The organism is Nocardia neocaledoniensis, from assembly GCF_029868625.1.
Classification (GTDB): Bacteria; Actinomycetota; Actinomycetes; order Mycobacteriales; family Mycobacteriaceae; genus Nocardia; species Nocardia neocaledoniensis_A.
In genome coordinates, this window is record NZ_JARWOJ010000195.1 from 32,278 (window position 1) to 56,923 (window position 24,646).

19 protein-coding genes are annotated in these 24,646 nt (G+C 61.8%); 3 read left to right on the top strand and 16 right to left on the bottom strand.

Features of this window, described 5'->3' with window-relative positions; genetic code table 11:
• Nucleotides 1–7: 7 nt before the first annotated feature.
• The 4 genes from QH270_RS14215 to QH270_RS14230 form a co-directional block, all read right to left on the bottom strand.
• Entirely contained in the window at nucleotides 8–490 is a 483-nt protein-coding gene (locus QH270_RS14215; protein ID WP_280341928.1) for an aromatic-ring-hydroxylating dioxygenase subunit beta, read from the bottom strand.
• Complete coding sequence (locus QH270_RS14220) at nucleotides 487–1,770, bottom strand: aromatic ring-hydroxylating oxygenase subunit alpha (protein ID WP_432420362.1); 1,284 nt, start codon at nucleotides 1,768–1,770, stop codon at nucleotides 487–489. The genes QH270_RS14215 and QH270_RS14220 overlap by 4 nt, the downstream gene beginning before the upstream one ends.
• A complete protein-coding gene (locus QH270_RS14225) occupies nucleotides 1,770–3,428 on the bottom strand; it encodes a class I adenylate-forming enzyme family protein (protein ID WP_280342023.1) in 1,659 nt (552 codons plus the stop codon). Before QH270_RS14225 ends, QH270_RS14220 begins: the two co-directional genes overlap by 1 nt.
• Before the next feature lie 164 nt (nucleotides 3,429–3,592).
• The gene (locus tag QH270_RS14230; RefSeq protein ID WP_280341933.1) at nucleotides 3,593–5,248 is read right to left on the bottom strand and encodes a class I adenylate-forming enzyme family protein; all 1,656 of its coding nucleotides are present in this window, start codon (nucleotides 5,246–5,248) and stop codon (nucleotides 3,593–3,595) included.
• 491 nt (nucleotides 5,249–5,739) lie between these two features.
• Here QH270_RS14230 and QH270_RS14235 point away from each other — a divergent pair, with 491 nt between their 5' ends.
• Nucleotides 5,740–5,931 (top strand): ferredoxin, encoded by a 192-nt coding sequence (locus QH270_RS14235; RefSeq protein ID WP_280341936.1) that lies wholly within the window; start codon nucleotides 5,740–5,742, stop codon nucleotides 5,929–5,931.
• Nucleotides 5,932–6,053: 122 nt separating this feature from the next.
• Here the strand turns inward: QH270_RS14235 and QH270_RS14240 are convergent, their stop codons facing one another.
• Together QH270_RS14240 and QH270_RS14245 are read right to left on the bottom strand one after the other, a co-directional pair.
• Complete coding sequence (locus tag QH270_RS14240) at nucleotides 6,054–7,064, bottom strand: ABC transporter ATP-binding protein (protein ID WP_280341938.1); 1,011 nt, start codon at nucleotides 7,062–7,064, stop codon at nucleotides 6,054–6,056.
• Between the two features lie 500 nt (nucleotides 7,065–7,564).
• A complete protein-coding gene (locus tag QH270_RS14245) occupies nucleotides 7,565–8,386 on the bottom strand; it encodes an enoyl-CoA hydratase/isomerase family protein (RefSeq protein ID WP_280341941.1) in 822 nt (273 codons plus the stop codon).
• 749 nt (nucleotides 8,387–9,135) lie between these two features.
• On the opposite strand from QH270_RS14245, the gene QH270_RS14250 reads away from it, so the two are divergent.
• Nucleotides 9,136–12,537, top strand: a complete 3,402-nt coding sequence (locus QH270_RS14250) for a serine/threonine-protein kinase (RefSeq protein ID WP_280341944.1) — start codon at nucleotides 9,136–9,138, stop codon at nucleotides 12,535–12,537.
• 71 nt (nucleotides 12,538–12,608) lie between these two features.
• Here the strand turns inward: QH270_RS14250 and QH270_RS14255 are convergent, their stop codons facing one another.
• From QH270_RS14255 to QH270_RS14300, 10 genes are all read right to left on the bottom strand, one after another.
• Entirely contained in the window at nucleotides 12,609–13,229 is a 621-nt protein-coding gene (locus QH270_RS14255; protein WP_280341947.1) for a TetR/AcrR family transcriptional regulator, read from the bottom strand.
• 90 nt (nucleotides 13,230–13,319) lie between these two features.
• Entirely contained in the window at nucleotides 13,320–14,468 is a 1,149-nt protein-coding gene (locus tag QH270_RS14260) for an acyl-CoA dehydrogenase family protein (RefSeq protein WP_280341950.1), read from the bottom strand.
• Between the two features lie 3 nt (nucleotides 14,469–14,471).
• On the bottom strand, nucleotides 14,472–15,623 hold the full coding sequence (locus QH270_RS14265) for an acetyl-CoA C-acetyltransferase (protein ID WP_280341953.1): 1,152 nt from the start codon (nucleotides 15,621–15,623) through the stop codon (nucleotides 14,472–14,474).
• An 89-nt stretch (nucleotides 15,624–15,712) separates the two neighbouring features.
• Nucleotides 15,713–16,351: a TetR/AcrR family transcriptional regulator gene (locus QH270_RS14270; RefSeq protein ID WP_280341955.1), complete on the bottom strand. Its 639-nt coding sequence runs from the start codon at nucleotides 16,349–16,351 to the stop codon at nucleotides 15,713–15,715.
• A complete protein-coding gene (locus QH270_RS14275) occupies nucleotides 16,348–17,145 on the bottom strand; it encodes an SDR family NAD(P)-dependent oxidoreductase (protein ID WP_280341959.1) in 798 nt (265 codons plus the stop codon). Before QH270_RS14275 ends, QH270_RS14270 begins: the two co-directional genes overlap by 4 nt.
• A 190-nt stretch (nucleotides 17,146–17,335) precedes the next feature.
• Complete coding sequence (locus QH270_RS14280; RefSeq protein WP_280341962.1) at nucleotides 17,336–18,049, bottom strand: TetR/AcrR family transcriptional regulator; 714 nt, start codon at nucleotides 18,047–18,049, stop codon at nucleotides 17,336–17,338.
• Between the two features lie 108 nt (nucleotides 18,050–18,157).
• Complete coding sequence (locus QH270_RS14285; RefSeq protein WP_280341964.1) at nucleotides 18,158–19,195, bottom strand: MBL fold metallo-hydrolase; 1,038 nt, start codon at nucleotides 19,193–19,195, stop codon at nucleotides 18,158–18,160.
• Nucleotides 19,196–19,641: 446 nt separating this feature from the next.
• Nucleotides 19,642–21,180 (bottom strand): acyl-CoA synthetase, encoded by a 1,539-nt coding sequence (locus tag QH270_RS14290; RefSeq protein ID WP_280341969.1) that lies wholly within the window; start codon nucleotides 21,178–21,180, stop codon nucleotides 19,642–19,644.
• A 169-nt stretch (nucleotides 21,181–21,349) separates the two neighbouring features.
• Nucleotides 21,350–22,342 (bottom strand): MaoC family dehydratase, encoded by a 993-nt coding sequence (locus QH270_RS14295; RefSeq protein ID WP_280341972.1) that lies wholly within the window; start codon nucleotides 22,340–22,342, stop codon nucleotides 21,350–21,352.
• Complete coding sequence (locus tag QH270_RS14300; RefSeq protein ID WP_280341975.1) at nucleotides 22,339–23,217, bottom strand: HpcH/HpaI aldolase/citrate lyase family protein; 879 nt, start codon at nucleotides 23,215–23,217, stop codon at nucleotides 22,339–22,341. Before QH270_RS14300 ends, QH270_RS14295 begins: the two co-directional genes overlap by 4 nt.
• Before the next feature lie 75 nt (nucleotides 23,218–23,292).
• Here QH270_RS14300 and QH270_RS14305 point away from each other — a divergent pair, with 75 nt between their 5' ends.
• On the top strand, nucleotides 23,293–24,450 hold the full coding sequence (locus tag QH270_RS14305; RefSeq protein WP_280341977.1) for an acyl-CoA dehydrogenase family protein: 1,158 nt from the start codon (nucleotides 23,293–23,295) through the stop codon (nucleotides 24,448–24,450).
• The last annotated feature ends 196 nt before the right edge of the window (nucleotides 24,451–24,646 follow it).

Here is a 24,646-nt window from a genome sequence, read left to right on the forward strand (position 1 = left end):
GTGCTCCTCAGATCAGGAATCCCAGGGTGGGGATGGGTTGGTCGGAATTCACCAGAACGACCTTCTTGTAGCTGAGCCGAATCGTGTCGTCGACTCTGCGCAAGCGGTAGGTGACTCGGCCGGCCCAGAACTCGGTTCCCCGCGCCTTCGACTCCGCGGCGATAAAGTTCGCGCCGACGACGGTGTCGCCGTTCTCAACGCCCAGTACTTCGATGTTTGCCAGCACACGACGAACGTTGGACGGAGGGGACTGCGCGTACCGCTTGCCAGTGCGTAACTGCTTCAGACGAGTGGAGATACGGCTGCGATTGTCGAAGATTACCGAAACCTGTGTCGCCGGATCCAGATCCGTGCTGGCAGGCACCCAGTAGAGTGCATCATCAGTCCACAGTTCCTCCCACGCGTCGTAGTCGTGCTCATCGGCGAGGCGAGCCTCCCGGTACAGGAACTGCTCGATCTGGCGCAGGTCAAGTTCGGCCACAGTAGTCACTTGTCGTCCTCCATCAGCTTCTTGTAGTGCGCCCAGAAGCCACGCATGCCGGTTTCGTCGGTCGCGGACCCGATGGTCAAGCCACGCTCGTCTGTTCGTTCGCGGTCGAGCCCACGACGCAGATCCAGCCATTCCGGCCGAAGCATCTGTACGCCAACTTGGTTGCGCTCATACATCTCGGTGTCGTCGGCCAAGAGCATTCCTGCCGGGCCGACCGAGCCGATCGATTGCGACACCATTCGCCGGTTGAGTTCGGGTGCGCCACGCAGTTGCACTGCCGTCGAGAACTGGATGCACTCGTTGTGCGCAACCGGCTGAATGTTGAACACCTGGATTTCAGCGATGAAGAGGTTGGGAAAGATCATCACATGCGGTGCGCCCTCGATGAGGATCTGCTCGGCGGCCTCACCGTGCACTTCCCGCATCTTCGCTACGTAGTCGGGCACCCGCGACTCCGTCGTGCCGAACCATCGCATCGGCTCGGCGAAGCCGCGAAATTCCGGACGAAGATCGTTCTCGCTGTGCCCATTGCCGAGGTTGCGTGTGACGGCGGTGGAGTTGTCACTGTACAGTGCGCCGATCGGGCTGCCGGTAACGCTGAAGATCGAACCGTGGACGAACTGTGGATGATATCCGTCGGTTTCGTTCTCTGCCAACAATTTCCAGTTCGCTCGTGTGCGATGCTGGAGCCAGCCGGCGGTCAGATCGACCTTTCCTTCCGGGGAAAGCCTCGCTAGCCTGTCGATTTCAGTAGCCGCCTCACCGAGGTGTTCGATCAGGCTCGGGCCGTCGCTGGCGAAGCTGCCGAATATGAAACCCTGGTAGGACGCGACTCGAGGTACTCGCCCCATGGCCAGATCGAGCTTGTTCTTGCCGCCGTAGCCCTTGTTGTAGGGGTATCCGAGCAACTTACCGTCGGTGCTGTATGTCCAGCCGTGGTAGGGGCAGCGGAACGAGTTCGAATTACCCTTAGCGCTTTCACACACGAGGTTGGCCCGATGCGCGCACCGGTTGAGAAGCAGGTTGACCTCACCAGAGCGGTCTCGGGTCATCACGATGTCCTGCGGACCGATGTTTTTCCGCACGTAGTCGCCAGGCTGCGGTACCTCGCTCTCGTGGCCCACGAAAACCCATGTGCGGTACCAGATCCGCTCAAGTTCTTCGGCGAAGATCCTTGGGTCGGTGTAGAGCGAACCGTGCACCCGATCGGGCTGAATCAAGTGGCCGTAGTCGGGCCGGGTGGGAGCCACTCCGGCTTCCGGTTCTGTGGTAGTCACAATTACACCTTCTTTTCTCGTTGGTCGGCCGCTGACTCGAGCTGGCGCTGCGCCCAGGTCACCAATCGAAACTTCTGAACCTTGCCGGTCGGGGTGGTCGGCAACTCGTCGGCAGCAAGGAATATGACGTGTTTGGGCACTTTGAACCGCGCCAACCCGAGCTTGCAAAGCGACAGCACCTCCTCGGCGCCGATCGGCGGGCCCGGTGCGCGCACGATGCAAACACACCCCGCTTCACCCCAGCGTTCATCTGGAACACCGACTGCGAACACTTGACTCACGGCGGGATGACCACTGAGCAAGTCTTCGATTTCCTTCGGCATAACCAGCTCACCGCCGCTCTTGTACAGCTCCTTGCTGCGACCGACCAGCTCGAGGTAGCCGTCTTTGCGCACCCGGCCGAGGTCGCCGGAGTAGATCCACCCGTCCCGCAGCATTGCGGCAGTCTCGACAGGTTTGTGCCAAAAGCCCCTCATAGCAGTGGGGCCACGCGACACAAGCTCGCCCTCAGTACCTACAGGCAGGAATTCACCGCTACTGGGGTCGACGGTCTTGTATTCCGCAAGCACATCGGTTCCTTGAACGCCTGCCACGCCGGCCATTTTGGGTCGGCCAACCGTCTCGGCCGTCAATAGAAGATCGTCTTCCGGCAGCGTGAGGGTCATTGCGCCGCCGCACTCGGTCATTCCGTAGCCGGTGACGATCTCGTCTACACCCAGTTCATCACGAACCCTCTCCCACAGCCAGATTGGCGCCGGCGCGGCTCCAGACAGAATTGCCGTGAGCGAGGAGAGATCGAATGCTCGATGCCGCCGGTATTCGAGGAGAGCAACGGTCATCGTGGGTACACACAAGATATCGTTTGCCCGGTGCCGTGAAATCCCCTCGAAGTAGCGTTCGGGGTGGAATTCAGCCTGCGGGATGATGGCACCGCCCACCATCGTTGCTGCAAGCAGGCCTTCGATGTAGCCGAACATGTGATAGCACGGCAGCGAGAACAGGATCCGGCGACCGTCCTCGAATGCTCGGGTCAGCGCCGACGCGTAGGCGGTGCGTAGCACGGCGTCGTGAGTCACCAGGACTCCCTTGGGCGACCCGGTGGTTCCCGACGTGTACAGCATATCGGCGACGTCGCCTGGGTCAGACGTCGCTGCAGTCCCGACAAACTCGTCGCCAAGCGTTGCCAGGTCCTCGACTGTTAACACACCCGACCGAATAGAACCTTCTGGAGCCATCTGCACCACGGCCGTCAGATCGGGCAGGGCAGCCTGATCTCCACGATCCCAACCGGGAGAGATGCTGTCGAGCATGCCGAGATAGTCGAGCTCGCCGAACCTCGTCATGGTGATCAAGACCGAACATCCCGACTGGGCGAGGACATAGGCCAGCTCATCCGTTCGGTAGAGGTAGTTGAACGGAATCGCGACCGCACCGGCTTTTGCGATGGCAAATTTTAGAGGCACGAACTCGAGATAGTTCGCCATCAGCAACCCGACACGGTCGCCCGCGGCTATGCCCAGAGCTGCTAGGCCGTCCGCGAGGCGATCCGACCAGCGCGCAGCTTCGCCGTAGGTCAGCGTGCGTTCATCGGTGATCACCAGCGGCCGATCCGGGTACTGCTCGGCGCACAGGTCCAGCCAGTCACCGAGGGTGCGCGGCATCCAATCGGCGAACCGGTCCCGGAGCAGGGAACGGCGTTGTTCGATGTCCGACGACACGAGTCACCTCCTTTTGAATCGAAATTAGATTAATATATCGCCGCTGGTCGGCGCAACCCGCCCGGGCCCCTCGATCGCCCTAGCGGTGTCGCGACCGGTTCGCCCGGTCAGAGAAGGGCGTCGAGCCCACCACCGACGACCATGTCGACAAGTCTGAACTTCTGCACTTTGCCGGTGGGCGTGAGCGGCAGTTCATCGACGACCAGCCAGTACTGGGGGACCTTGTACCGTGCCAGACGTTCCCGGCAATGAGATTCCAGCCGGTCACGTAGTCCGGGGGCCCACTCCCTCCGAAGTCTGATCACGGCGGCAACAACCTCGCCCCACTTGTCGTCCGGTACTCCGACGACCGCCGCATCCAGCACTGCCTCGTGCTCGACGAGACATGACTCGATCTCAGCCGGGGCGATGTTCTCCCCGCCCCGAATGATCAGATCCTTCAGACGCCCGGTCACCGTCAGCATGCCGCGTTCATCCATCTTTCCGAGATCACCGGTATGCACCCATCCCTCGGCGTCTACGGTGCGCGCAGTGGATTCTGGATCATGTAGATACTCGATCAACTGTTGATATCCGCGAGCGCAGATCTCCCCTACCTGCCCCAGCGGCAGCGGCTCACCTGTCACCTGATCTGCAATCTTGGCATCGACCTGGGGCAGCGGCCTTCCGACCGTACGGACCAGATCGTCGTGGCTGTCGTCGCGCCTGGTCATCGACAGCACGGGAGCCAATTCGGTCTGCCCGAAGAGGTTGTGCACCCTGGCACCGAAGAGTGTCTCGGCAGCCTCGATCACGGTATGTGGCAGGTTAGCGGCTCCGATCATCACAGTGCGCAGCGCGGGCGGCGGCACTTCTGCAGTACGGGCCGCTTCGACCAGTGCACCGAGAACTGTCGGCACGCCGAAGAGGATGCTGGCTCCTTCATCTCGCATAGCTGACAGAACTGCGCCAGGGGAGAACTGCTCGATCAGGACGACACAGCCGCCCAGCCACAGCGGGCCAAGAGTCCCGATAACGCATGACGCGGTATGGAACATCGGCAGCGGGTTGACTGAGACCGCCCCGACATCGGCCGCAGCGGTCTCCACAGTCAACTTGGCGACGTTGACCAACGATCCGTGCCGAAGCAGGACACCTTTCGGTGTACCCGTGGTGCCCGATGTGTACTGCAACATGGCAGGCATGTCGGGAGCGGTCGGCGGCAACGAATCGCTCCCCGACCCGGTAGCCAGCCAGTCCGGCCAGGAAGAGAGGCTAACTACATGTCGCACGTGCGGGCATTGGCCGCGGACGGACTGCGCGATGGCGGCGAGATCGTCGTCGCGATTGCGGTCCGCGTGTATGAGCGCAACCGCACGGGAGTGGTTCAAGGCATACACCAGGTCGCGGGTGCGCAGAGATGGGTTGAGCGCCACAAGCGTCACTCCGGCTAGCGCTGCGCCATACTGAACGATCGGCCATTCCACGACATTCGGCGCCCAGATGGCAACGTATTCGCCCGGATTTGCCATTTTAAGTAGCGCGCGCGCAGCACGCCCCGCCTCCCCGTAGAGGTCCCCGTACGACAGCCGCCGCTGGGAGCCGGCGCCGTGCGAGTTACCCACGAGCGCGAGTTGGTGAGGTTGACTTGATGCGCGCTCAGCAAGGAGCGAACCGACCGTATGGTCGACGAGCGGCACGGTCTCGTCTCGCCGCCAATACGATTGGTCGATCTTGCGGCTACTGCCATCCCCTGCCAAAGATGCTCGCGAAGAACTGGTCACCTGTCTCACACTCCATCAGCCGGTGGTCCGAGGGTTTCGATCCCACTTCGCCACGTTACCGAATCCAGATTAAAATATTCGACGATTGGCCGGACCGCGGAGTTGCCTGCGCCGACACCGCACGCGATGCACAGACAGGAGCACTCCAGCAGATCGCCTGGCCGCAGCCACGAGTGCCGAACGTCCAGATCGACCAGTGATCCCCGCGTACCGACTTGAGGGTGAATTTGACACGCGAGCCACCCCGTCCGCCTGGGCCTCGATCGAGACCCAGGCAACCTGATAGCGGTTGAGAATCTCACCCAAGGGGTGGTCCATGGGTGCTCAACTCGCATGGTCACCGCGGACCGGCGCGTACCCGCTCCCTAGCACCCGCGGTTGACCGCCACCAGTTTTTAATCTATCTTCGATTCAAAACCACACGTCGTGCGCTGGAGGTTGGGGCAGTACCCAACGAAACAGCCGATGAACCACCCCGGAAGGAGCCCGCCATGAAGGTGGTCGTAGATCGGAGCAAGTGCACCGGACTGGGAATCTGTGAGTCGCTCGCGTCAGCCTTCTTCGAGGTCGACGACGACGGCGATCTGTTGCTGCTCAAGGAAGATATCGCCGACCACGAGCTGGCCGAGGTCGAAGAAGCGGTGCAGAGTTGCCCGACCGAGGCGCTGCGAATCGTCAGCTAGCTGCGACAATTGTCCTGGCGCCGTCGGTGCCTCCGCCGTACAGGCGGAAACACCGACGGCGTACGGGTTGGTACCGCCGACTAATCGATCAAGCCAAACTCTCTCGGGTCCGGCCGAGATCGTTAAACGGAAACAACCGGAATGTGCGCAGTCTCGATCTGATCGAGTTCCTCTCGAATCGCAGCCTGAGCGGCGGCTGGCAGCGAATGCAAGATCTCACGTACACGCTGCTGGCGACGGAAAACAGCCTGGCGAGCTGGCAGGCCCGGAGTGACTTGCATCTGCGGGATGATGCCCTCGACCTCCTCCGCGCCACCGTGGTGGTGCCCAGCGTCGACGAGCGCCTGCTCGCGCGCCATCTGCGCACCATCCTTCTCCTCCGACATGCCGATCGGGCCGATCATGCGGCCGTTGAGGAACTGCTTGACCACCGGCTCGTCGCTGGTCAGCAGCACCTCGCGGGGGCCGAACATTACCAACTGGCGGCGGAAGAGCATGCCGATGTTGTCCGGCACAGTACGGGCCAGGTTGATGTTGTGCGTCACGATCAGGATCGTGGCGTCGATCTGCGCGTTGATATCAATCAGGAGTTGGCTCAGATAGGACGTACGCACCGGGTCCAGACCAGAGTCGGGCTCGTCGACGAGGATGATCTGCGGGTCGAGCACGAGCGAACGGGCCAGACCGGCGCGCTTGCGCATACCGCCGGAGATCTCGCCGGGCAGCTTGCCCTCGGCACCGAGCAGACCGGTCAGCTCGAGCTTCTCCATGACGATGCGCTTGATCTCGGTTTCCGACTTCTTCGTGTGCTCACGAAGCGGGAAAGCGATGTTGTCGAACAAATCCATCGACCCGAACAGCGCGCCGTCCTGGAAAAGAACACCGAACAGTTTGCGGATCTCGTAGAGCTCCTTGTTGGAGCAGGTGGTGATATCGGTGCCATCGATGTAGATCGATCCCTGTTCTGGACGCAGCAACCCGATCAGCGACTTCAGAAACACCGATTTGCCAGTACCAGATGGCCCGAGCAGAGCACTCACCTCGCCCGTTGGCAGGGTCAAGGAGACATTCTGCCAAATCTGCTGCTGACCAAAAGACTTCGTGATGCCGACGGTCTTGACCTCGACGCCCATAGGACTCCCCTATCGTCTTCGATTGTGCCGACGGCGGCCACAGGAAGGCCGCTGTCGAATGTGCGGCCACGACTTGCGAGCCCAGGGCCCGCCGCAAAGCGGCGATTCCTTCCGACACGGCCCGGCCGTAGCCGCGGACGCCGGTGGGCGCAACACTCGCGATCCATTCGGAAGATTCTCCAGAGTGCGACCGATCACATGAGAGGAGTCTAACATAAGTAGACTTATCTCAAGTAGTCTTTCCCGTTCCGCATGGCCAAACGTCGCATGCCCGAGCATCTACAACCGCGTCGGACCGGCGCAGACAGCTGTTCTACGCCACATGAGCGCTCGACTCCCACCGAAGAGACAGCTACGCCGACAGCAGGGTGGTCCCTAGCAGCGAGGATCAACTCCGGATTCGTCCTGACGACCAACAGCTTCACTCGGGTGAACGTGACTACCCGAGCGCGGGCGCTCGTCGGATCCCCGCGCACTCGATCCGGGCACGACAGGGAAGGTTAGGCATTTCGGTAACGCGGCGGTCGACGCTCCCATCGAGCACGCATCACCTCGGCCATGTCCTCAGTGCGAGAAGCCAACAGCTGGTTGCGGTTTTCCATGTCGACAGCAACACGGAACGAAGATGCATCGACGCCGGCATGTAAGGCCTGCTTGGTCAAACGCACGCCAAACGGGCTGTTGGCAGAAATTTCTGCAGCCAAATCCATTGCCGCCGACTGCAAGTCGTGATCCGGACACAGCCGATTTGCCAGGCCGATGCGATAGGCCTCGGCAGCGTCAACGTTGCGGCCGGTGAGCATCAGCTCCGCGGCGACCCCCATGCCAACGACACGGGGAAGGCTCCAGGACAGACCAAGATCCGCACCCGAGAGACCGATGCGAACGAACGCCGCACCGAACTTCGCCTTGTGTGTGACAACCCGCAAGTCAGCAGCAAGCGCAAGAGACATCCCAGCCCCGACTGCGGCACCGTCGATCGCGGCGATCACTGGGACCGGCAGATCAACGATTCGTTGCACAGCAGCAGCCCATCGCTCCTGATTTCGCAAGAGCTCCGGCAAGCCCATCTCCTGCGTTTGAGCGATCTCGTCGAGATCGAAGCCCGCACAGAAGGACGTCCCGGCACCATTGAGAATGACCACCCGCGTGACCGAGTCCTTCGCCACCGCATCGAGCACGGTCGACAACTCGGCAAGAACCTCGGAGGTGAGCGCATTTAGACGCTCCGGGCGGTTCAAAGTCACCCGCAGAACACCCTTTGCCGGCTCGCTGACCAGCAGCTCTCGGCGCTCATTCGACGATTCGTTCAAGTCACGCAACCCGTTCATGATGCAGGGCCGATCGAGTCGGCTGGTCAACACACTCAGGCGGGGAGACCCAGCTTGAGACGCCTGGCGAAAGTCCGCAGGCTCGCCGGAATTCCGGTGCCGAACAGTGCGGGCAGTTCGCGGTCGACCATGAGTTCTCCACGGGTACCGCACATCTGGGCCCGGCAAGCACGCCAACGGCGGGATCGCGATCTCGCATGAACTCGGCTCCACATCACGCTCTCGCGCATCCGCCCTACCTTCTAAAATCGAATCTAAATTAATCTACACTGCGAGTCGACCATAGACCAGCCCCCCCCCCCGCCGGCAGGTGAACCCGGTCAGCTACCACCATGAACAGACGGCTCCAAGCGGCCTTGCATCGGTGCCAAGGCATCGATGTTGCCCCGAGGGGCTGGGCCAGCGTGCCGCGCCAGGATGGCGCGGAACGACAGGGCCCGCGTTGCCTACGGGCGGGAACCCGCGACACCGGCACGCCAGCCAACGCGCCTGATCCGCTGGCAAGCCCACGAACTGTCCGTCGCGCTCGGCGGGAACACCGCAGGCCTCCTGGCGATCGCGCGGATCTGGGTGAACACGGATCATGGCAAGCGGATCTCGCTCCGACCTGGACAAAACGTATCGATTCGGATCACGAGACGCCCTTCGATCGGTCCCCGCGGTCAACCGCTGAGCCTGGTGCGAGCCATATAATCGATACGCGCGACGGCGTTCACCGAAGCACCGAGACGGGCGAGTAGATGAGCGAGGGAGATACCCTGAAATCCGACGACGACCAGCATTCGATGGTCGTCCGGGATCTCTTTGCCGTTGGCCTCGCAGATGCCGAGGTGGTCGGCCGCGGGGGATTCGGCCTGGTCTATCGCTGTCGTGAGACCGCACTCGACCGTGCCGTGGCGGTCAAGGTGCTCACTACAGCAGCCAACGCCGACCAAGACAGCTTCGAACGGTTCCTACGCGAGCAACGGGTGATGGGCAGGTTGGCAGGCCACCCCAACATCGTCCCGATCTACCAGGTCGGGACGACCTCCCATGGGTTCCCTTACATCGTCATGCCCTTCTACGAGCGGGGATCGCTGGACGGCCTCATCCGGCGCAGCGGTCCGCTGTCACTACCCAACACCTTGCGCATCTCAACCAAGCTCGCAGACGCACTGGACACCGTCCATCGCGCCGACATCTTGCACCGCGACATCAAGCCCGCCAACATCTTGATCACCGACTTCGATGAGCCACAGCTGACCGACTTCGGCATCGCACGGGTAGTCGGCGGATTCCAGACAGCGGCTGGGATCGTGACCGGATCTCCAGCGTTCACCGCCCCCGAGGTCTTGCGCGACGGAACGTCGTCAGTCGCTTCAGACGTCTACAGTTTCGGCGCCACGATGTTCTGCATGTTGACCGGGCATGCCGCATACGAGCGGCGCGTCGGCGAACGACTCGTGACACAGTTCCTACGCATCACAGAAGAACCTCTGCCCGATCTACGCACCAGTGGCATCCCCGACGAGGCATGCAATCTGATCGAGAGCTGCATGTCACCTGACACAAAAAGCCGACCAATCTCGGCAGCGGCCCTCGGCGAGGCAATCAACCGAGTTCGTCAAACCATCGGTCTCGAGGCTATCGGGACACAGGCACTTGATCTCCGGCGAAGTCCGCCGAGCGGGAGGACACCCTCCGGCACCCTGCCCTCGGCCGCACGCGGCATCGAGCCGACCCCGCCCACCGCAGAGACACGCTTTCGTCCCGAGGGGTCACCGCGCCCCTTCGTCCGCCGCCAGCGCCTCCTCGATGCGCTCACCGTCGATCCGTGGCCTCGACTGATCTTGATCCACGCACCCGCAGGCTTCGGAAAGAGCACCCTTGCCGCTCAGTGGGCCCAGCAGCTGATCGCTCAGGGAGTGGCTGCGTGCTGGCTCAACATCGACGCCGATGACAACCGTCCAATGTGGTTCCTCCTTCACCTTATCGAGGCGTTGCGACGTGGTTTACCCGAGCTTGCTGCCGCCCTGAGTCGAATCGTCCAAGACCAGGGTGACGACGTAGTTCGCCACGTCCTGACCACCATGATCAACCGGGTCCACACCCGTGGCGAACGGATCGTCGTGATCATCGAAGATTGGCATCGGGTAACCGATCAGGAAACACGGTCCGCACTACGGTACTTGCTGGAACACGCTTGCCACCATCTGCAGATCGTCGTGACCAGTCGCGAGCGAGCAGGCCTACCCCTGTCGAGTATGCAAGTCCGAAACGAGCTCGTCGAAATCAACGAGACAGCCCTGCGCTTCGACGAACCCGAAGCCAGCCAGCTATTGGCATTGTCCAATCGTCGCTCATTGGACGATCACGACGTGGCCCGGCTCACAGATGTCACCGATGGGTGGGTAGCAGGGCTTCAGCTAGCCTCGATCTCGCTGCGCGACCATCCAGACCCCACGTCGTTCATCAACCACTTGTCCGGGCGGCACCAGGCGATCAGTGAGTACCTCACCGATTCCGTACTGGACTCCTTAGAACCCGATCTCCTGGACAAGCTCCTGAAAACATCGATCACGGACAGGACCTGCGACTCACTCGCGGCCTCCCTCACCGGTGATCGCCACGGACAGTCCCTCCTCGAGGACCTTGAGCGACGCGACTTGTTCCTCCGGCGCATCGATGACACCGGCACGTGGTTCCGATATCATCATCTCTTCGCTGAGTTTCTACGGGAACGCCTAGAGCGCACCCATCCCGAGCTTCTCCCGCGTTTACATCGACTCGCCTCGGAGTGGTTCGGTGCCCACGGCATGCTCAGCGAGGCCATCGACCATGCCGCAGCCGCCGGCGACCCGGAGCGGGCAGTCGAACTGGTAGAGGTGAACGCACGTAACCTGCTCCAACACTCCCACTTCGCCACACTCACCGAGTTGTCCGCCAAGCTCGATCCTGCGTGCGCCGCGCAGCACGCAACCCTTCAGATCGTACTGGCCTGGGCGGCCGTCCATTCCCGGCACGAGGCGGAGTTGCACCGGGCGCTCCGGTTGGCCCTTTCTGCTGACAAGGCAGCTTCGATACCAGGGCAACCACCATCTGACTTGGCCGTCGAGGCCTCTCTCATCCGTGGTGCTGCCGCCGCCATGGCTGACAATTTCGTCGGTGTCGATGCCATCGTCGACCAAGTGAGATCACGGACAACAACATTGGACCCCTGGGCTCTCTGTGCCGCATCCAACGTTGCAGTGTTGGTCTCGCTCCGCCGATTCGAGTTCGATTGTGCACGCGAGTGGTATGAGTGGGGTACACCGTACTTCCAGCAGTTTCCTGGGGCGTTGAGTATCATGTACAGCCACTGCTTCGCCGGCATGGCCGCCCACGAACAACTTGACATGGCCAACGCTGAGAACCACTTTCGAACGGCGCTGCACCTGGCTCTTACAGAAACCGGCGAGCACTCATTTTCCGCGCGTTTGGCCAGTTCGATGCTCGGGGATTTCCTCTACGAGCAAGGCGATCTCGAGGAGGCGGACCGGTTGCTCGCAACTAGTGCCGAACTCGGCGCCGAAGGTGGACCAGTCGACTTCCTTATTGCTTCATACGGCACCGGCGCGCGAGTCAAATCCGCACTTGATGACCGTGCCGCGGCAGCGAGACTCCTGAACGAGGGCGACCGGGTTGCCCGCTCGCTCGAATTGCCGCGACTGGCGGCCCGTATCGCGTGCGAACGAATACGGCTGGACCTTGCCCCAGTCGTCGCCGAGCCCGGCAGGCGGAGCCGCTCGGTGATCGAGGGCCAGATCGACATCGCAACAGACGAACTCGAAGCGGAATCCGACATTCGCTGGCTTCTCCGTGAACACCCTGATCTCGCTGCGGACACGGCCGACGCCCTCAGTCGCTCGATAGACGCCGAGAAGCGGCCTCGCGCCGCACTGTACGCGGTCATACTTCATGCGACCTGTCTTGCGGTCGATGGACGCCCCGCGGAAGCGCAGAAGCTCCTCGCACCTGTGTTGATCCAGTGCGCAGCGACCAGGATTATCCGACCTGTCGTCGATGAAGGACCATCGCTGAGGGACGTAGTTCGAGACCACGTCGGAACGTGGCCTGGTGTTCCTCTCGAGTTTCTCGATCAACTCGACCACCCGGCACCCTGACGGTTCGGCGCGGTGCATGGTGGCGTTCGACGTCGGCAACTGCCCGGACGATGCAACACACTGGATCGAACCTATGTAGCAATAGATGCGAGCCCCCGCCAACACAGCGCCACGACAGCGTCGACAGCGATTGCTCGGGGAATCGATCGCTCTGACTCCAGCCAGTAGCGTGCGGCGTGCTGGCTCGCTCCGACCATGCTTACCGCCAGCATCCGGGCTGCATCCCGATCGACGTTGGCACCGAAGACTATCTGCGCACAGATCAGATCGACGCAGCAGTCGAAAGCCATATCTACCCGGTGCTGGACCGACGGCTCCCCGGACACGCTCGATTCAAAAGCCAGGCGCGCACCTCGCTCGTCGGCGTCGACGAAATCGAAGTACGCATCCACCGCCGCGTGCACTCGGTTCCTATTGCCGGTCTCCGCGCGTAGCGCGTGTCGGATGTTGTCGACCAGCCAGTCCAGATGTACTTGTAGCGCAGCCAGATACAGCTCCAGCTTGCTGCTGACATGGGTATAGAGGACCGGCTTGCTGATCCCGAGGTAACGGGATATCTGGTCCATGCTCGTGGCATGGTAGCCCCCACGGGCGAACACATGGCCCGCGCCTTGGATGATCTCCGACCGACGCATCTCGCGCTGCAGCCGCTGGGCGTGTCTGTCGGCGATGAGAGTTTCGTTGTCACTCACGGCAGCCGACTCCTTCCGGTAGTGCCGACCGGTGATCTTCCGTCGCTGCCCCTGTGAACCGAGCGACCGGCTCGGCTCACAGGGCACGATTCATCGGACGATCGCCCGACCGATCAGATCCTTCATGATCTCTGTGGTGCCCCCATAGATGGTCTGAACTCGAGTATCCACAAAAGCTTTCGCAACCGGATATTCGGTCATGTAGCCGTAGCCGCCGTGGAGCTGCAGGCAACGATCGACCACCCGCTTTTGTAGTTCGCTCAGATACCACTTTCCCTTTGCCGCATCGATCGGGTCGAGTTCGCCGGCGTTGTAAGCCAGGACCGACCTGTCCACATAAGCTTCTGCGATCTCAACCTCGGTCTGCATCTCGGCCAGTTCGAAGCGCACGTGCTGGAAATCGGCAACTGCCTGGTCGAACGCACGACGCTGCTTGCAGTAATCGATAGTGAGATCGAGAATCGCCCGCGAGGTGGCCATCGACTTGGCCGTTACTCCGAGACGCTCACGAGGCAGGTGGCTCATCAGATACTGCAAGCCCTTCCCCTCCTCGCCCAGCAGGTTGGCATGCGGAACCCGAGCATCGGAGAAGAACAGCTCCGCAGTGTCTTGCCCGGGCAGACCGATCTTCTCCAGCTTGCGGCCTCGTTCGAAACCGGGCGTCCCGCTTTCGACTACGAACAAGCTGAATCCTCGTGATCCGGCGTCTGGATCGGTCCGAGCCACCAACACCACCAGGTCGGCCATGATGCCGCTCGAGATGAACGTTTTCTGGCCGTTGACAACCCACTCGTCGCCGTCGCGTACAGCGCTTGTACGGATCCCACGCAGATCGCTGCCCGCTCCGGGTTCGGTCATCGCAAGTGCACCGATGGTGTCGCCAGAGGCATAACCGGGCAGCCAGCGATGCTTCTGCTCGTCGTTGGTCAGATCGAGCAAATAGTGCAGGACCAGGTCATCTTGTAGGCTGATGGTGACGCCGAAGGACAGTGCGTTGATGCGAGCGACCTCTTCGCAGACAACCATGCGAAACCGATAGTCGTGGACACCTGAACCACCGTATTCTTCACCGATCTCGAGGGCATAAAGCCCCGCAGCGGCAGCCTTCTTGAACACCTCCCGATCGATCCAGCGGTCCTCGTCCCACTGTTCCTTGTATGGCGCGACCTCGCGCTCGAGGAAGGCTCGAACAGTTTCACGGTAGGCCTCGTGATCGGCTTCGTAGAGAGCGCGTCGCATTCGTCAGAGCCTTTCGATAATGGTGACGTTGGCCTGTCCTCCGCCTTCGCACATGGTTTGCAGGCCATAGCGTCCACCGGTCCGCTCCAGTTCGTGCAGCAGCGAGGTCATCAGCCGCGCACCTGTGCAGCCGATGGGATGACCGAGGGCGATGGCGCCTCCGTTTGGGTTGACCTTCGCCGGGTCGGCACGGAGTTCGTCGAGCCACGCGAGGACAACTGGCGCGAAGGCTTCGTTGATTTCGATCGCGTCCATATCGTCGATCGTCAGCCCGGTTCGCTTCAGTGCATGTTGGGTCGCCGGGATAGGCGCGCTGAGCACCATCACGGGGTCTGCGCCTCGGACGGACATGTGATGGATGCGGGCACGCGGAGTGAACCCATACCGCTCCACGGCGGCTTCTGATGCGATTAGCAACGCCGACGAGCCGTCCGAAATCTGGCTGGCCACGCCTGCGGTCAGGGTTCCGTCTGGTGTGAGGGTCTTCAACTGGGCCAGCTTCTCCAGCGAGGTATCGCGCCGAGGTCCCTGATCCACCGAGATACCGGCGAACTCGGTGATCTCCCGAGCGAACCGACCTGCGTCGATCGCCTCCAAAGCACGGCGATGGCTCTCCAGGGCGAAAACCTCACTGTCCTCGCGACTGATGTTCCACTTCTGAGCCATCATCTCCGCACCGCGGAACTGCGAGATCTCTTCGTTGCCGTAACGCGCGAACCACCCCACTGACCCGGTCCAGGGGTCCGTCGACCCGTACGGTTCGCCCGCAGTGAACGCGCACAGAATAGGGAACTGACTCATCTTCTGTACGCCGCCGGCGACGATGATATCGCTCGTTCCACTCATGACCGCCTGAGCGGCGAAATGGACCGCCTGCTGAGCCGAGCCACACTGCCGGTCGATCGTGACACCGGGCACCGATTCCGGAAGACCCGCCGCAAGCGCCGCGGTACGGGCAATGTCACCGGCTTGAGACCCGATGTTGTCCAGGCACCCGAGGATGACGTCGTCGATGTCGGCAGGATCGAAGTCGTTGCGACCGACCACGGCCTTGATGACATGCGCGGCGAGGTCAGCCGGATGAGACTCCGCGAAACCGCCTCCCCGTTTGCCGACCGGGGTGCGAGCAGCGTCGATGATGTACGCCTCAGGCATGTGACTCTCCTACTTGGATCAGGGTGATGCTTTTTAATATAGACTCAAAAATGCGTCTAGCGCAATCGGCCATACGAACGGCGTCGCTGTCAGGCGGTGGCGTGCGGGTGCCTCACCGGCACAACCAAGCTGTCGCGGACGAATGACTGCGCGGTGGCGATCAAAGCGTCCAGCGAGTCGCCACCCGGAACCCACCACTCCGATGTCCAGTTGAGGGCCCCCACCACCAGCAAGCGAGCGATCCCGATATCCAGCCCGGGCCTCAATGAGCCGGATTCGGCGAGCCGCTCCAACAGGCCCTCCCAGATTGCGTGGTATGCCACGCCCTCTTCGCGAAGCAACTCACGGCTCGCCGACGGGAGCTGCCCAGCGTTCCGAGTCACCGCAGAGGCGAAGTCCGACAGACCCAACTCGATCCGCAGATGCGCTTCCACTGCGATGACGATCAAATCGGACACAGATGTATCCGGGGCTTGCGCAGCAATCGCCCGTTGGACATACGTGCGCACTCGACGCTGCCCCTCACGCATAACCTCGATAATCAGGTCATCTCGTGAACGAAAGTAGTAGTAGATCGCAGGCGTCCGCAGCCGCGCCCGGCGCGCGATGTCGGACAGCCGAGTTCCCGCGACACCTCGTCTACTCAGGATATAGGCAGCTGCGACGAGGATGCGTTCGCGAGTGGCATTCGACGGCGAGACGTCATATGACGTGGTCTCGGCCCTCATGGCATCGTGTAGCCCCCACTCACGGAGAACATCTGCCCGGTCACTTGTCGCGCCGCTGCATCCGACGACATCCACAGCACTGCGTTTGCGACGTCGGCAGCATCGGTGAGCCGACGCAGTGGAATGTCTTTGAGGAGGAAGTCGATCTGCTTCTCGTTGAAGACGGAGTCGTTGCCCACGGCCCAGAGGCTGTCACGTCCCACGGCTTCGGGTCCGGCCGGAACCACCAGACCCGGACACACGATGTTCGACCTGATTCCGTTGCGCCCCTGCTCTTTCGCGGTCGAGCGGGCGAGCGCGATCATTCCCGCTTTGGTAGCGCCGTATACGGCCTGCCGTATCTGACCGAATGCCGCGTCGCTGGCAATGAACACGATCGAACCACGACGTGCCTCGATCATCGGAGCCAGCGCCGCCTGTGTTGTGCCGATCGCAGTAAAGAGGTTGACCTCGACAGTTCGCTGCCAGAGGGCCCGGTCGGTGTCGTCGGTCAGAAATCCTGGCCTGCTCCAGCCCGCATTGTTGATCAGGATATCCAACCCGCCCCAGGCATCGACTGCGCACTGAACGGCCTGTTCAGCAGCGCCTTCTGCAGTGAGGTCGACCGCAACTACTTCGACAGCGGCAGCACCCAGCTCGATTGCCTCGAACCGGACCTTCTCGGCTTGCTCGCCATCGATGTCGCAGATGACGATGCGGGAACCTTCGGCGGCGAAGCCATGAACGATCCCTCGCCCGATGTTGGACGCACCGCCGGTGACCAACACGCGAGCGTCAGCTAACCCCAGATCCATCCCGACACCTTCCTGACGATGCGCGCAGACGCTGCGCATTTTAATTTATATTTGATTCAAATCATAACAGCAATCCCGGCGTTCATGGCCAGTTCAGACAGTGGCGCTAGACTACGCGACCGCAGCAGGAGCCGACCGAACCGCGCAATGGGGGCGACACACGGGCCCGCCACCTGTCGCCCCGCGCTGCCTAGTCAGTTCGACTGCGGCTGGTCGACTTGCTCGAGCCGCGCGTGCGGCGGGCAGCCGCCGGCGCCTCATCAGAGCCCACGGTCGAGATTCCGTGGCGAATCACCGACTGGGCCGTCCGGATGACAGTCTCCAGCGAGCCGCGGCGTGGCGTCCACCACTCTGCGGCCCAGTTCAGCGAACCCATGATCAGCATCTGCGTGACATGCAGATCGAGCTCATTCCTGATTTGCCCCTCGGCTGAGGCGTCCTTGATCAGCTTTCGCCAGATCGCGCCGTAGTTTGCTTCTTCGGCAAGTTGACGCGCCCTCAGATGTTCAGGGACCTGACCGCTGTTACGGATCGCAGCGGTGGCATAGTCAGACAACTCCAACTCGTGACGCAGGTGCGCATCTACAGCGATCATGATCCGGTCGATAGGAGTGACATCGCTGGCCACCTGGTCGAGCGTAGCCTCGAGATGCTTGGCCATGTCGGCGACACCGCTCCACATCACTTCCTCGATCAACTCCTCACGGGAGGGAAAGTAGTAGTAGATTGCAGGAGCTTGGATCTCGGCGTATTCGGCGACATCGGTCAGCCTTGTTCCCGAATAGCCTTTCATGCTGAGCACATGGGCGGCAGCATCAAGGATCCGCCGTCGCGTTCTGGCGGATTTTGAATCCACCGACGGCTCTTGTTCCGGCGGCGTACCGCCCCGAGTTTTTCTAGCCACGGTTCAACTATATGTCAGCGCGGCCTGTACCGGTCGCGGCGGCACCGGAATCGACCTTGGAAGAGCGCGACAAGGGTGCCTCCGCACCCTTGGCTGCCGACGGCTGGCTCACTGAGCCACCGTGTAGCTTCGTACCAGTCCGGCATCTTGATGTGTCACTCGCCCAAGGAACGCGAGCACATCCAGGTGCGCGTCGATTTCCGTAATCGCAGACAGCTGATGATCGAGGGGCAGGTCGTCAAACCGCACCGCACGTCGAGTCCAGGGCAACATCCGAGCAACGGCATACGCCGTATCGGCGCCACCTGCGACTTCGTCGGCCACGCGGGTGAGGCGTTGCCGGTGATGGTCGAACAGATCATCGATGCGCACGTGAGCGCTAGCGGTCACCGGACCATGCGAGGGCAGCAAGACAGCATCGGGAAGTTCCCGCACCAGCCGCAACGATGCCAGAAAACTACGCAGCGGTTGAGATTCGGGAACAAGCTCGAACCCTATCGACGGCGTGATGGCAGGCAGGACGTGATCGCCCGAAAACAGCAAGCCGAGGCCGCGATGATAGAAGGCTACGTGACCACGGGTGTGCCCTGGCGTCGCCATGACCTCCAGTGCATGGCCAGCGGAGAGCTCGACCCGGTCTCCGTGCTTCAACCACCCGTCCGGCACACCGAAAGGTACACCGATCTCATGGCTCGGCGGCGTTCGAGTCACGAGTCGTTTTGCGAGATCTGCAGCACCACAACGGAGCAACAGCGGCGCGTGGTTCGGGAAGCGCGAGCTGTCTTCCCCGAAATCCTCGATACTGTGACGTTCATGTTCGCCGATGAGAACGCGACTGCCCAGCGTGAACCTCCATGCGTAGGCCTGGGTGTAGTGATCCCAATGGTGGTGAGTGGCAAGACACAATGTCACGTCATTCAGTTGATGCCCCAAGCTACGCAGAGCCGAAGAAATGGCCATCTCCGTCTGCCTACTCGCCCATCCAGGATCGATCAGAATCAGCCCAGGGCCGGCCTCGATCAGATAGGCATTCACTGCCGTCAATCCGTCGAGTGGCAGCGGAAGCGGTATGCGATACACGCCCGGCGCCACAGGGTGCGCACCCGCCTCGGTCCAGTGAGCAGGCTGTTCGACGACTGGCGGCATAGTTGCTCGTCTCTGTCGGTAAGCTGCCATTAAATGAATTCTAATTCAGATTTGCCGAAACGCGATGCGTGCTATCGCACACATCGCGGACTGTCGCTCGGGTCGTCTTACGCCGCTCCGACGATCCGCCAAACAGAGCATTCTTCTGAGAGCCGGCTGTCGGGCTTGTCGATGCCCCGACAAGCCCGACAGTCATTCGCCCGTTCAGCCGCTTCATGGGTCGCGAAGCGGACGCGGTCGGGCACCGCCACCGCTGGCTCAACACCTGCTGTGCAGCCCAGGCCAGCGGAGTCTCGAGGTGTTCATTGAGTCACTGTGCGTCCTGCCGGCCCGCGGATCTGCTGCATCATCGGAGATGCCTCATCAGACATAGGATTTGGGCGTACCCGCTCAATCATCGCGCGCTCCGAACATATCCGGTCAGAGAGTGGCAGGAAGGAGGACACTCACGCTTTGGTGGAGGTGTAGAGCTTTTCGAGCTCTCGCTTGACAAGTTTTCCCGTTGCCGTCCGCGGCAGGGAGTCGACAAAGTCGACCGTCTTCGGCGCCTTGTAATGGGCCACTCGATCGCGTGCGTAGGAGATGATCTGTGCTGCCGTCTCCTCGCTCGGGTCGAACCCTGGCTTCAGCTGGACTACGGCTTTCACCTGCTGGCCCATCTCGGCATCGGGCACGCCGATGACAGCCACATCGAAGATGGCTGGGTGCAACGTCAGAACGTTCTCGACCTCTTGAGGGTAGATATTGACGCCACCGGAGATGATCATGAAGGACTTGCGGTCGGTCAGGAAGAGATAGCCTTCGTTGTCGACAAAGCCGAGGTCGCCGACGGCAGTCCAGTTGGGGTGCTCGGGGTGCTGCGCCGCAGCGGTTTTGACTGGGTCCTTGTGGTACTCGAACGGCAGCACCTCACGTTCGAAGTACACGGTCCCGATCTGCCCGTCCGCAAGCTCGTTTCCATCGTCGTCGCAGATGTGTACTGGGCCGAGGATACTGCGACCGACGGATCCGGTCTTCTTCTCCCATTCCGGCGTGGTGATGACTGCCAGACCATTGCCCTCGGTCGCACCGTAGTATTCGGCGATGATCGGCCCCCACCAGTCGATCATTGATCGCTTGACGTCGGGCGGACACGGCGCCGCCGCGTGAACCGCCAGACGCAGTGAGGAAGTTTCGTACTTCCGAATCGTATCTTCCGGCAGCTGCAGGAGGCGAACGAACATGGTGGGTACCACCTGAGTGACCGTCACCTGGTACCGCTCGATAGCCTGGAGAAACTCCTCGGCGCTGAATTTCTCCATCATAACGACAGTACCGCCGTAAGAATGAACGACACCGCACCAACGAAGCGGCGCAGCGTGATACACCGGAGCAGGCGACAGGTAGACATCCGACGCGCTGATTCCGAACAGTTTCCCGAGCGCCATGGTCAACACGTCGCCCGGCTGATCGACAGCAAAGGCCGGCAACGGAGGTTTGATACCCTTCGGACGTCCGGTCGTACCCGAGGAGTACAGCATGTCCGCACCTCGCGGCTGCTCAGGAAGTCGATCGCCCGCTCCCGCGCGCGCCTCTTCATAGGATCCGAATCCTTCAATTTCGCCACCGAACGCAAGCCAGTGTTCTACCGTTGTGACTTCCCGGCGCACCTGACCCGCAAGGTCCGCGGTGCCCGACGACGCCACGACAACCTTGGCATCACTGTCTTCGATGATGTAGGAGATCTCCGGAACGGCTAGATGCCTGTTTATCGCCGTGACATAGAGCCCGGAACGCAGAGCGGCCCAATAGATCTCGAAGCACTCGGGCGCATTGTCGGCCAGGATGGCCACCACGTCACCCTTCCGTAGCCCGAGATCGTGCAGCGCTCGAGCGAACCGGGCAGAATTTTCATCCAACTCACGATACGTGAGGGCCCGGCCGGAGCCTGCCATCACCACCGCTGGCTTGTCAGGTGTCGATTGGGCATGTACGCCAGGAAACATTGTTCGATACCTCTTCGGTCGGTTTCACGCGATCCGTCAGCTGGCCAGCAAGGCCGGAACCGCCGTCGCGCGTCTCATAATATAACTTTGATTAAAATCTTGCTGGAGAATCACGCGGTTCTTCGCCGCCATCCGGCACTCCAGAGCACTGCGCCGCGCGGCGCTGAGTTCAGGCGAACACAGCGACATATCTCCAGTCCAGCACCTGACGGCTGTACGCCGCGTCCGGCCCGTCCGCGCCATCCGCAAACACCATCGAGCGAAGTTCGACTAGAGAGGCGCCCCCGGTCAACGGTGTCACACGTTCGACCGTGATCTTGCTGCGAACAGTGTCGCCTTCATGCACCGGTCCGACATGGTCGCACCCATGCCAACCAACAACGGTGACCAAGTTGGGAAATGCCCGCGAAGCCTGCGACAATGCCAGCCCGATTGTGTGGCCACCATAGACGAGGCGCCGCCCGCCAGCAGCAGATACGTCGTGGTGCACCTGGGCGATATTCAGTGAGAGGCGAGCCAGTTGGGCCGCACCGTCAACCAAGTCCCCACCGGCGACCTCGACAGTCTGGCCTACCGGCAGAACTGCACCCCCGTCCGGGATGGACTTCAGTGCGTCCAGTTTCCAATCGCGCACTGCGGCGACCCAATCACGATTCGGTCCAGCCCCGATGTCGTCTAGATCGTCCCGGTGGCTCGTCGGCGCGTCACCGCGCAGCGGCAGCATCGCACACCGCCAAAAATCCAGCACAACCCGACTGTCCTGGTCGATCGTTCGAATTCGCAAGGCGACGAGTCCAGTGGGGGCGCGGTCCGGCCTACGCGTGTTCTCTCGCAATCCCTCCACGGTAGTGGTCGTAAGCAGCGTGTCGCCCAACGACGGCATTCGCCCGAACACCAGGCCGCGGTAGAACAGGTTGGCCCGGACGTGGTGGGTTACAACTGTGGATTGCCCGATCGCGATATCCCAAACGAGTGCGGGGTGGGCAAGCCGCGACTCGCCGGTCACCGACCGAGAAAGCGTGCGGTCCAGCGGCAAACGTAAGCGGTCACCAACGATCGACTGATGGACGGCAGCCGCCCCCTCTGAGAGGGTCACGGCGGGTGCGCCGCCGAAGACCTGGCCGCGCTCCAACTCGTCGAAGTACGGCCCTTCGGCCTTCACAACGCGGCTCCGATCTTCGACAGGACCCGACGCGCAGCGACGGCGACGGCCTCGTCAATCATCTGGCCGTCCAGCTCGACGGCTCCGCGTCCTGCACCGTGAGCAGCAGCCAAGGCTTCGACCACTCGGCGTGCATGGTGTATCTGCGCATGAGTCGGTTCGAACGCCCGGTTGATCGATTCAATCTGTCGCGGGTGGATGGCCCACTTGGCATCGAAACCCATCCGCACACCGTGTCGGACAGCCGATTGAAATTCTTCGTCGTCGGAGACTCCGAGGAACGGGCCGTCGACGGCATCCAGGCGGTTGGTTCGTGCGGCAGTAATCACCTTGTCCTGCACGGCAATCCACAACTCGGGTGGCATGTCAGCGGCACGCCCAAGGGAGGCCGCCATATCGGCGTAGCCCACCAACAGAGCTGATAGCCGCCTCGAGGAAGCCGCTATCTCGTCGACCCGACCGAGGCCATCGGCCGTTTCGATCAGCGCTTCCACGGCTATCGGGCGAGCCGTCGCGCCGCCTGACTCGACACCGTCGAGCAGGCGTTCGATGAAATCGATATCCCCCGGTGACTCCACCTTCGGTAGGACGATCGAACCCACAGGGGCCGACGACCGCACGACAGCTTCGACATCCAGATAGCACCATCTGCTTCTCGGCGCGTTCACACGCACCGCGATCGAAGGCAGCTGCGCGAAGTCACGCCACTCCACCGAGTCCAACAGAGCTCTTGCCCGCTCCTTCCCCCCAGGCGCTACAGCGTCCTCGAGATCGATGACCACCTGGTCGGCCCCTGAGGCCATTGCCTTGGAGATCTTTCGCTCGTCACCGCCCGGCACGCAGAGCACAGATCTGCGCGGTGGATGTCCGGTCATCACATACCGCTCCCTTCTGGTTTTTAATCTATGTTAAAGTATAGCGGTAGACATCGGAGCTAGCGAGGAGTCCAATTGAGCAAGCTGTCCGCCGAGGAGCAGCAGGTAGTGGCGACAGTGCGCGAGTGGGTCGACCGGGAGGTCCGGCCGGTCGCTCGCGAACTCGAGCATGCGAACACCTACCCCGAAAAGCTGATCGACCAGATGAAACAGCTCGGCATCTTCGGCCTGGCGATCCCCGAACCGTACGGCGAAGCTCCGGTCTCTATGCCCTGCTACGTCGGGGTGACCGAGGAACTGGCACGCGGCTGGATGAGTCTCGCCGGCGCCATGGGCGGGCACACAGTGGTCGCCAAGCTCATCCTCGCGTTCGGCACCGAAGACCAGAAGCAGCGTTACCTGCCCAAGATGGCCACCGGTGAGATCCGAGCAACGATGGCACTGACCGAACCGGGTGGTGGTTCCGACCTACAAGCTATGAAGACTGTCGCAAAGCGCAGTGCCGGCGGCTTCACCATCAACGGCGCCAAGACATGGATCAGCAATGCACGTAGGTCGCAACTGATCGCGCTGCTTTGCAAGACGGATCCCTCCGCCAGACCAAGTCACCGCGGCATCAGCATCATGCTTGTCGAGCATGGCCCCGGGTTGACGGTTTCGCGCGACCTCCCCAAGCTCGGCTACAAGGGGGTCGAGAGCTGCGAGCTCGTCTTCGATGCATTTCACGCACCGGAAGACGCGGTACTCGGCGGAGTCGAGGGCAAGGGCTTCGCGCAGATGATGAAGGGCCTCGAAACCGGCCGCATCCAAGTCGCGTCCCGAGCCTTGGGCGTAGCGCAGGCCGCGTTCGACGACGCCTTCAACTATGCACAGCAACGCGAGAGCTTCGGTGTCCCGATCTGGAAGCATCAGGCTATCGGTAACTATCTGGCCGAGATGGCAGCTAAACTGACCGCCGCTCGCCAGCTGGTACTACTCGCTGCCGAGCGATCCGAAGCAGGCGAGCGGTGCGACATGGAAGCCGGGATGGCCAAATACTACGCCTCTGAGATTGCCATGGAGATTGCACTCAACGCCGTGCGAATCCACGGCGGATACGGCTACTCCACCGAATACGACGTCGAACGATACTTCCGTGATGCGCCCTTGATGATTGTCGGCGAAGGAACAAATGAGATCCTGCAAAATGTGATCGTATCCCAGCTTGTCGCCAGGGGCGGACTGCAGCGTTGAATTGGCAGGCCAGTTTGGACGTTAGTGGTGACGCCGGTCTGTCACCACTGGCCCTGCAACTTGGCGGTCGAGCGCCTTTGACATGGAACTGCCGCAAATCGGCGAATACCACAGGGGCCCATCTCCGACACGACTAGTCGCATCTCCGGGCGACTCGTGAGCCGAACAAGGGCCGAGCCGGACAACGGGACCGCAT

Bases quoted from the DNA above. Each gene is read 5' to 3' on its own strand.
- QH270_RS14225 (WP_280342023.1), bottom strand. From the start codon at position 3,428: ATGCCGCGCACCCTCGGTGACTGGCTGGACCTGTGCGCCGAGCAGTAC.
- QH270_RS14285 (WP_280341964.1), bottom strand. From the start codon at position 19,195: ATGCCGCCAGTCGTCGAACAGCCTGCTCACTGGACCGAGGCGGGTGCG.
- QH270_RS14300 (WP_280341975.1), bottom strand. From the start codon at position 23,217: ATGACCGGACATCCACCGCGCAGATCTGTGCTCTGCGTGCCGGGCGGT.
- QH270_RS14240 (WP_280341938.1), bottom strand. From the start codon at position 7,064: ATGGGCGTCGAGGTCAAGACCGTCGGCATCACGAAGTCTTTTGGTCAG.
- QH270_RS14290 (WP_280341969.1), bottom strand. From the start codon at position 21,180: ATGTTTCCTGGCGTACATGCCCAATCGACACCTGACAAGCCAGCGGTG.
- QH270_RS14265 (WP_280341953.1), bottom strand. From the start codon at position 15,623: ATGCCTGAGGCGTACATCATCGACGCTGCTCGCACCCCGGTCGGCAAA.
- QH270_RS14250 (WP_280341944.1), top strand. From the start codon at position 9,136: ATGAGCGAGGGAGATACCCTGAAATCCGACGACGACCAGCATTCGATG.
- QH270_RS14235 (WP_280341936.1), top strand. From the start codon at position 5,740: ATGAAGGTGGTCGTAGATCGGAGCAAGTGCACCGGACTGGGAATCTGT.
- QH270_RS14270 (WP_280341955.1), bottom strand. From the start codon at position 16,351: ATGAGGGCCGAGACCACGTCATATGACGTCTCGCCGTCGAATGCCACT.
- QH270_RS14275 (WP_280341959.1), bottom strand. From the start codon at position 17,145: ATGGATCTGGGGTTAGCTGACGCTCGCGTGTTGGTCACCGGCGGTGCG.
- QH270_RS14260 (WP_280341950.1), bottom strand. From the start codon at position 14,468: ATGCGACGCGCTCTCTACGAAGCCGATCACGAGGCCTACCGTGAAACT.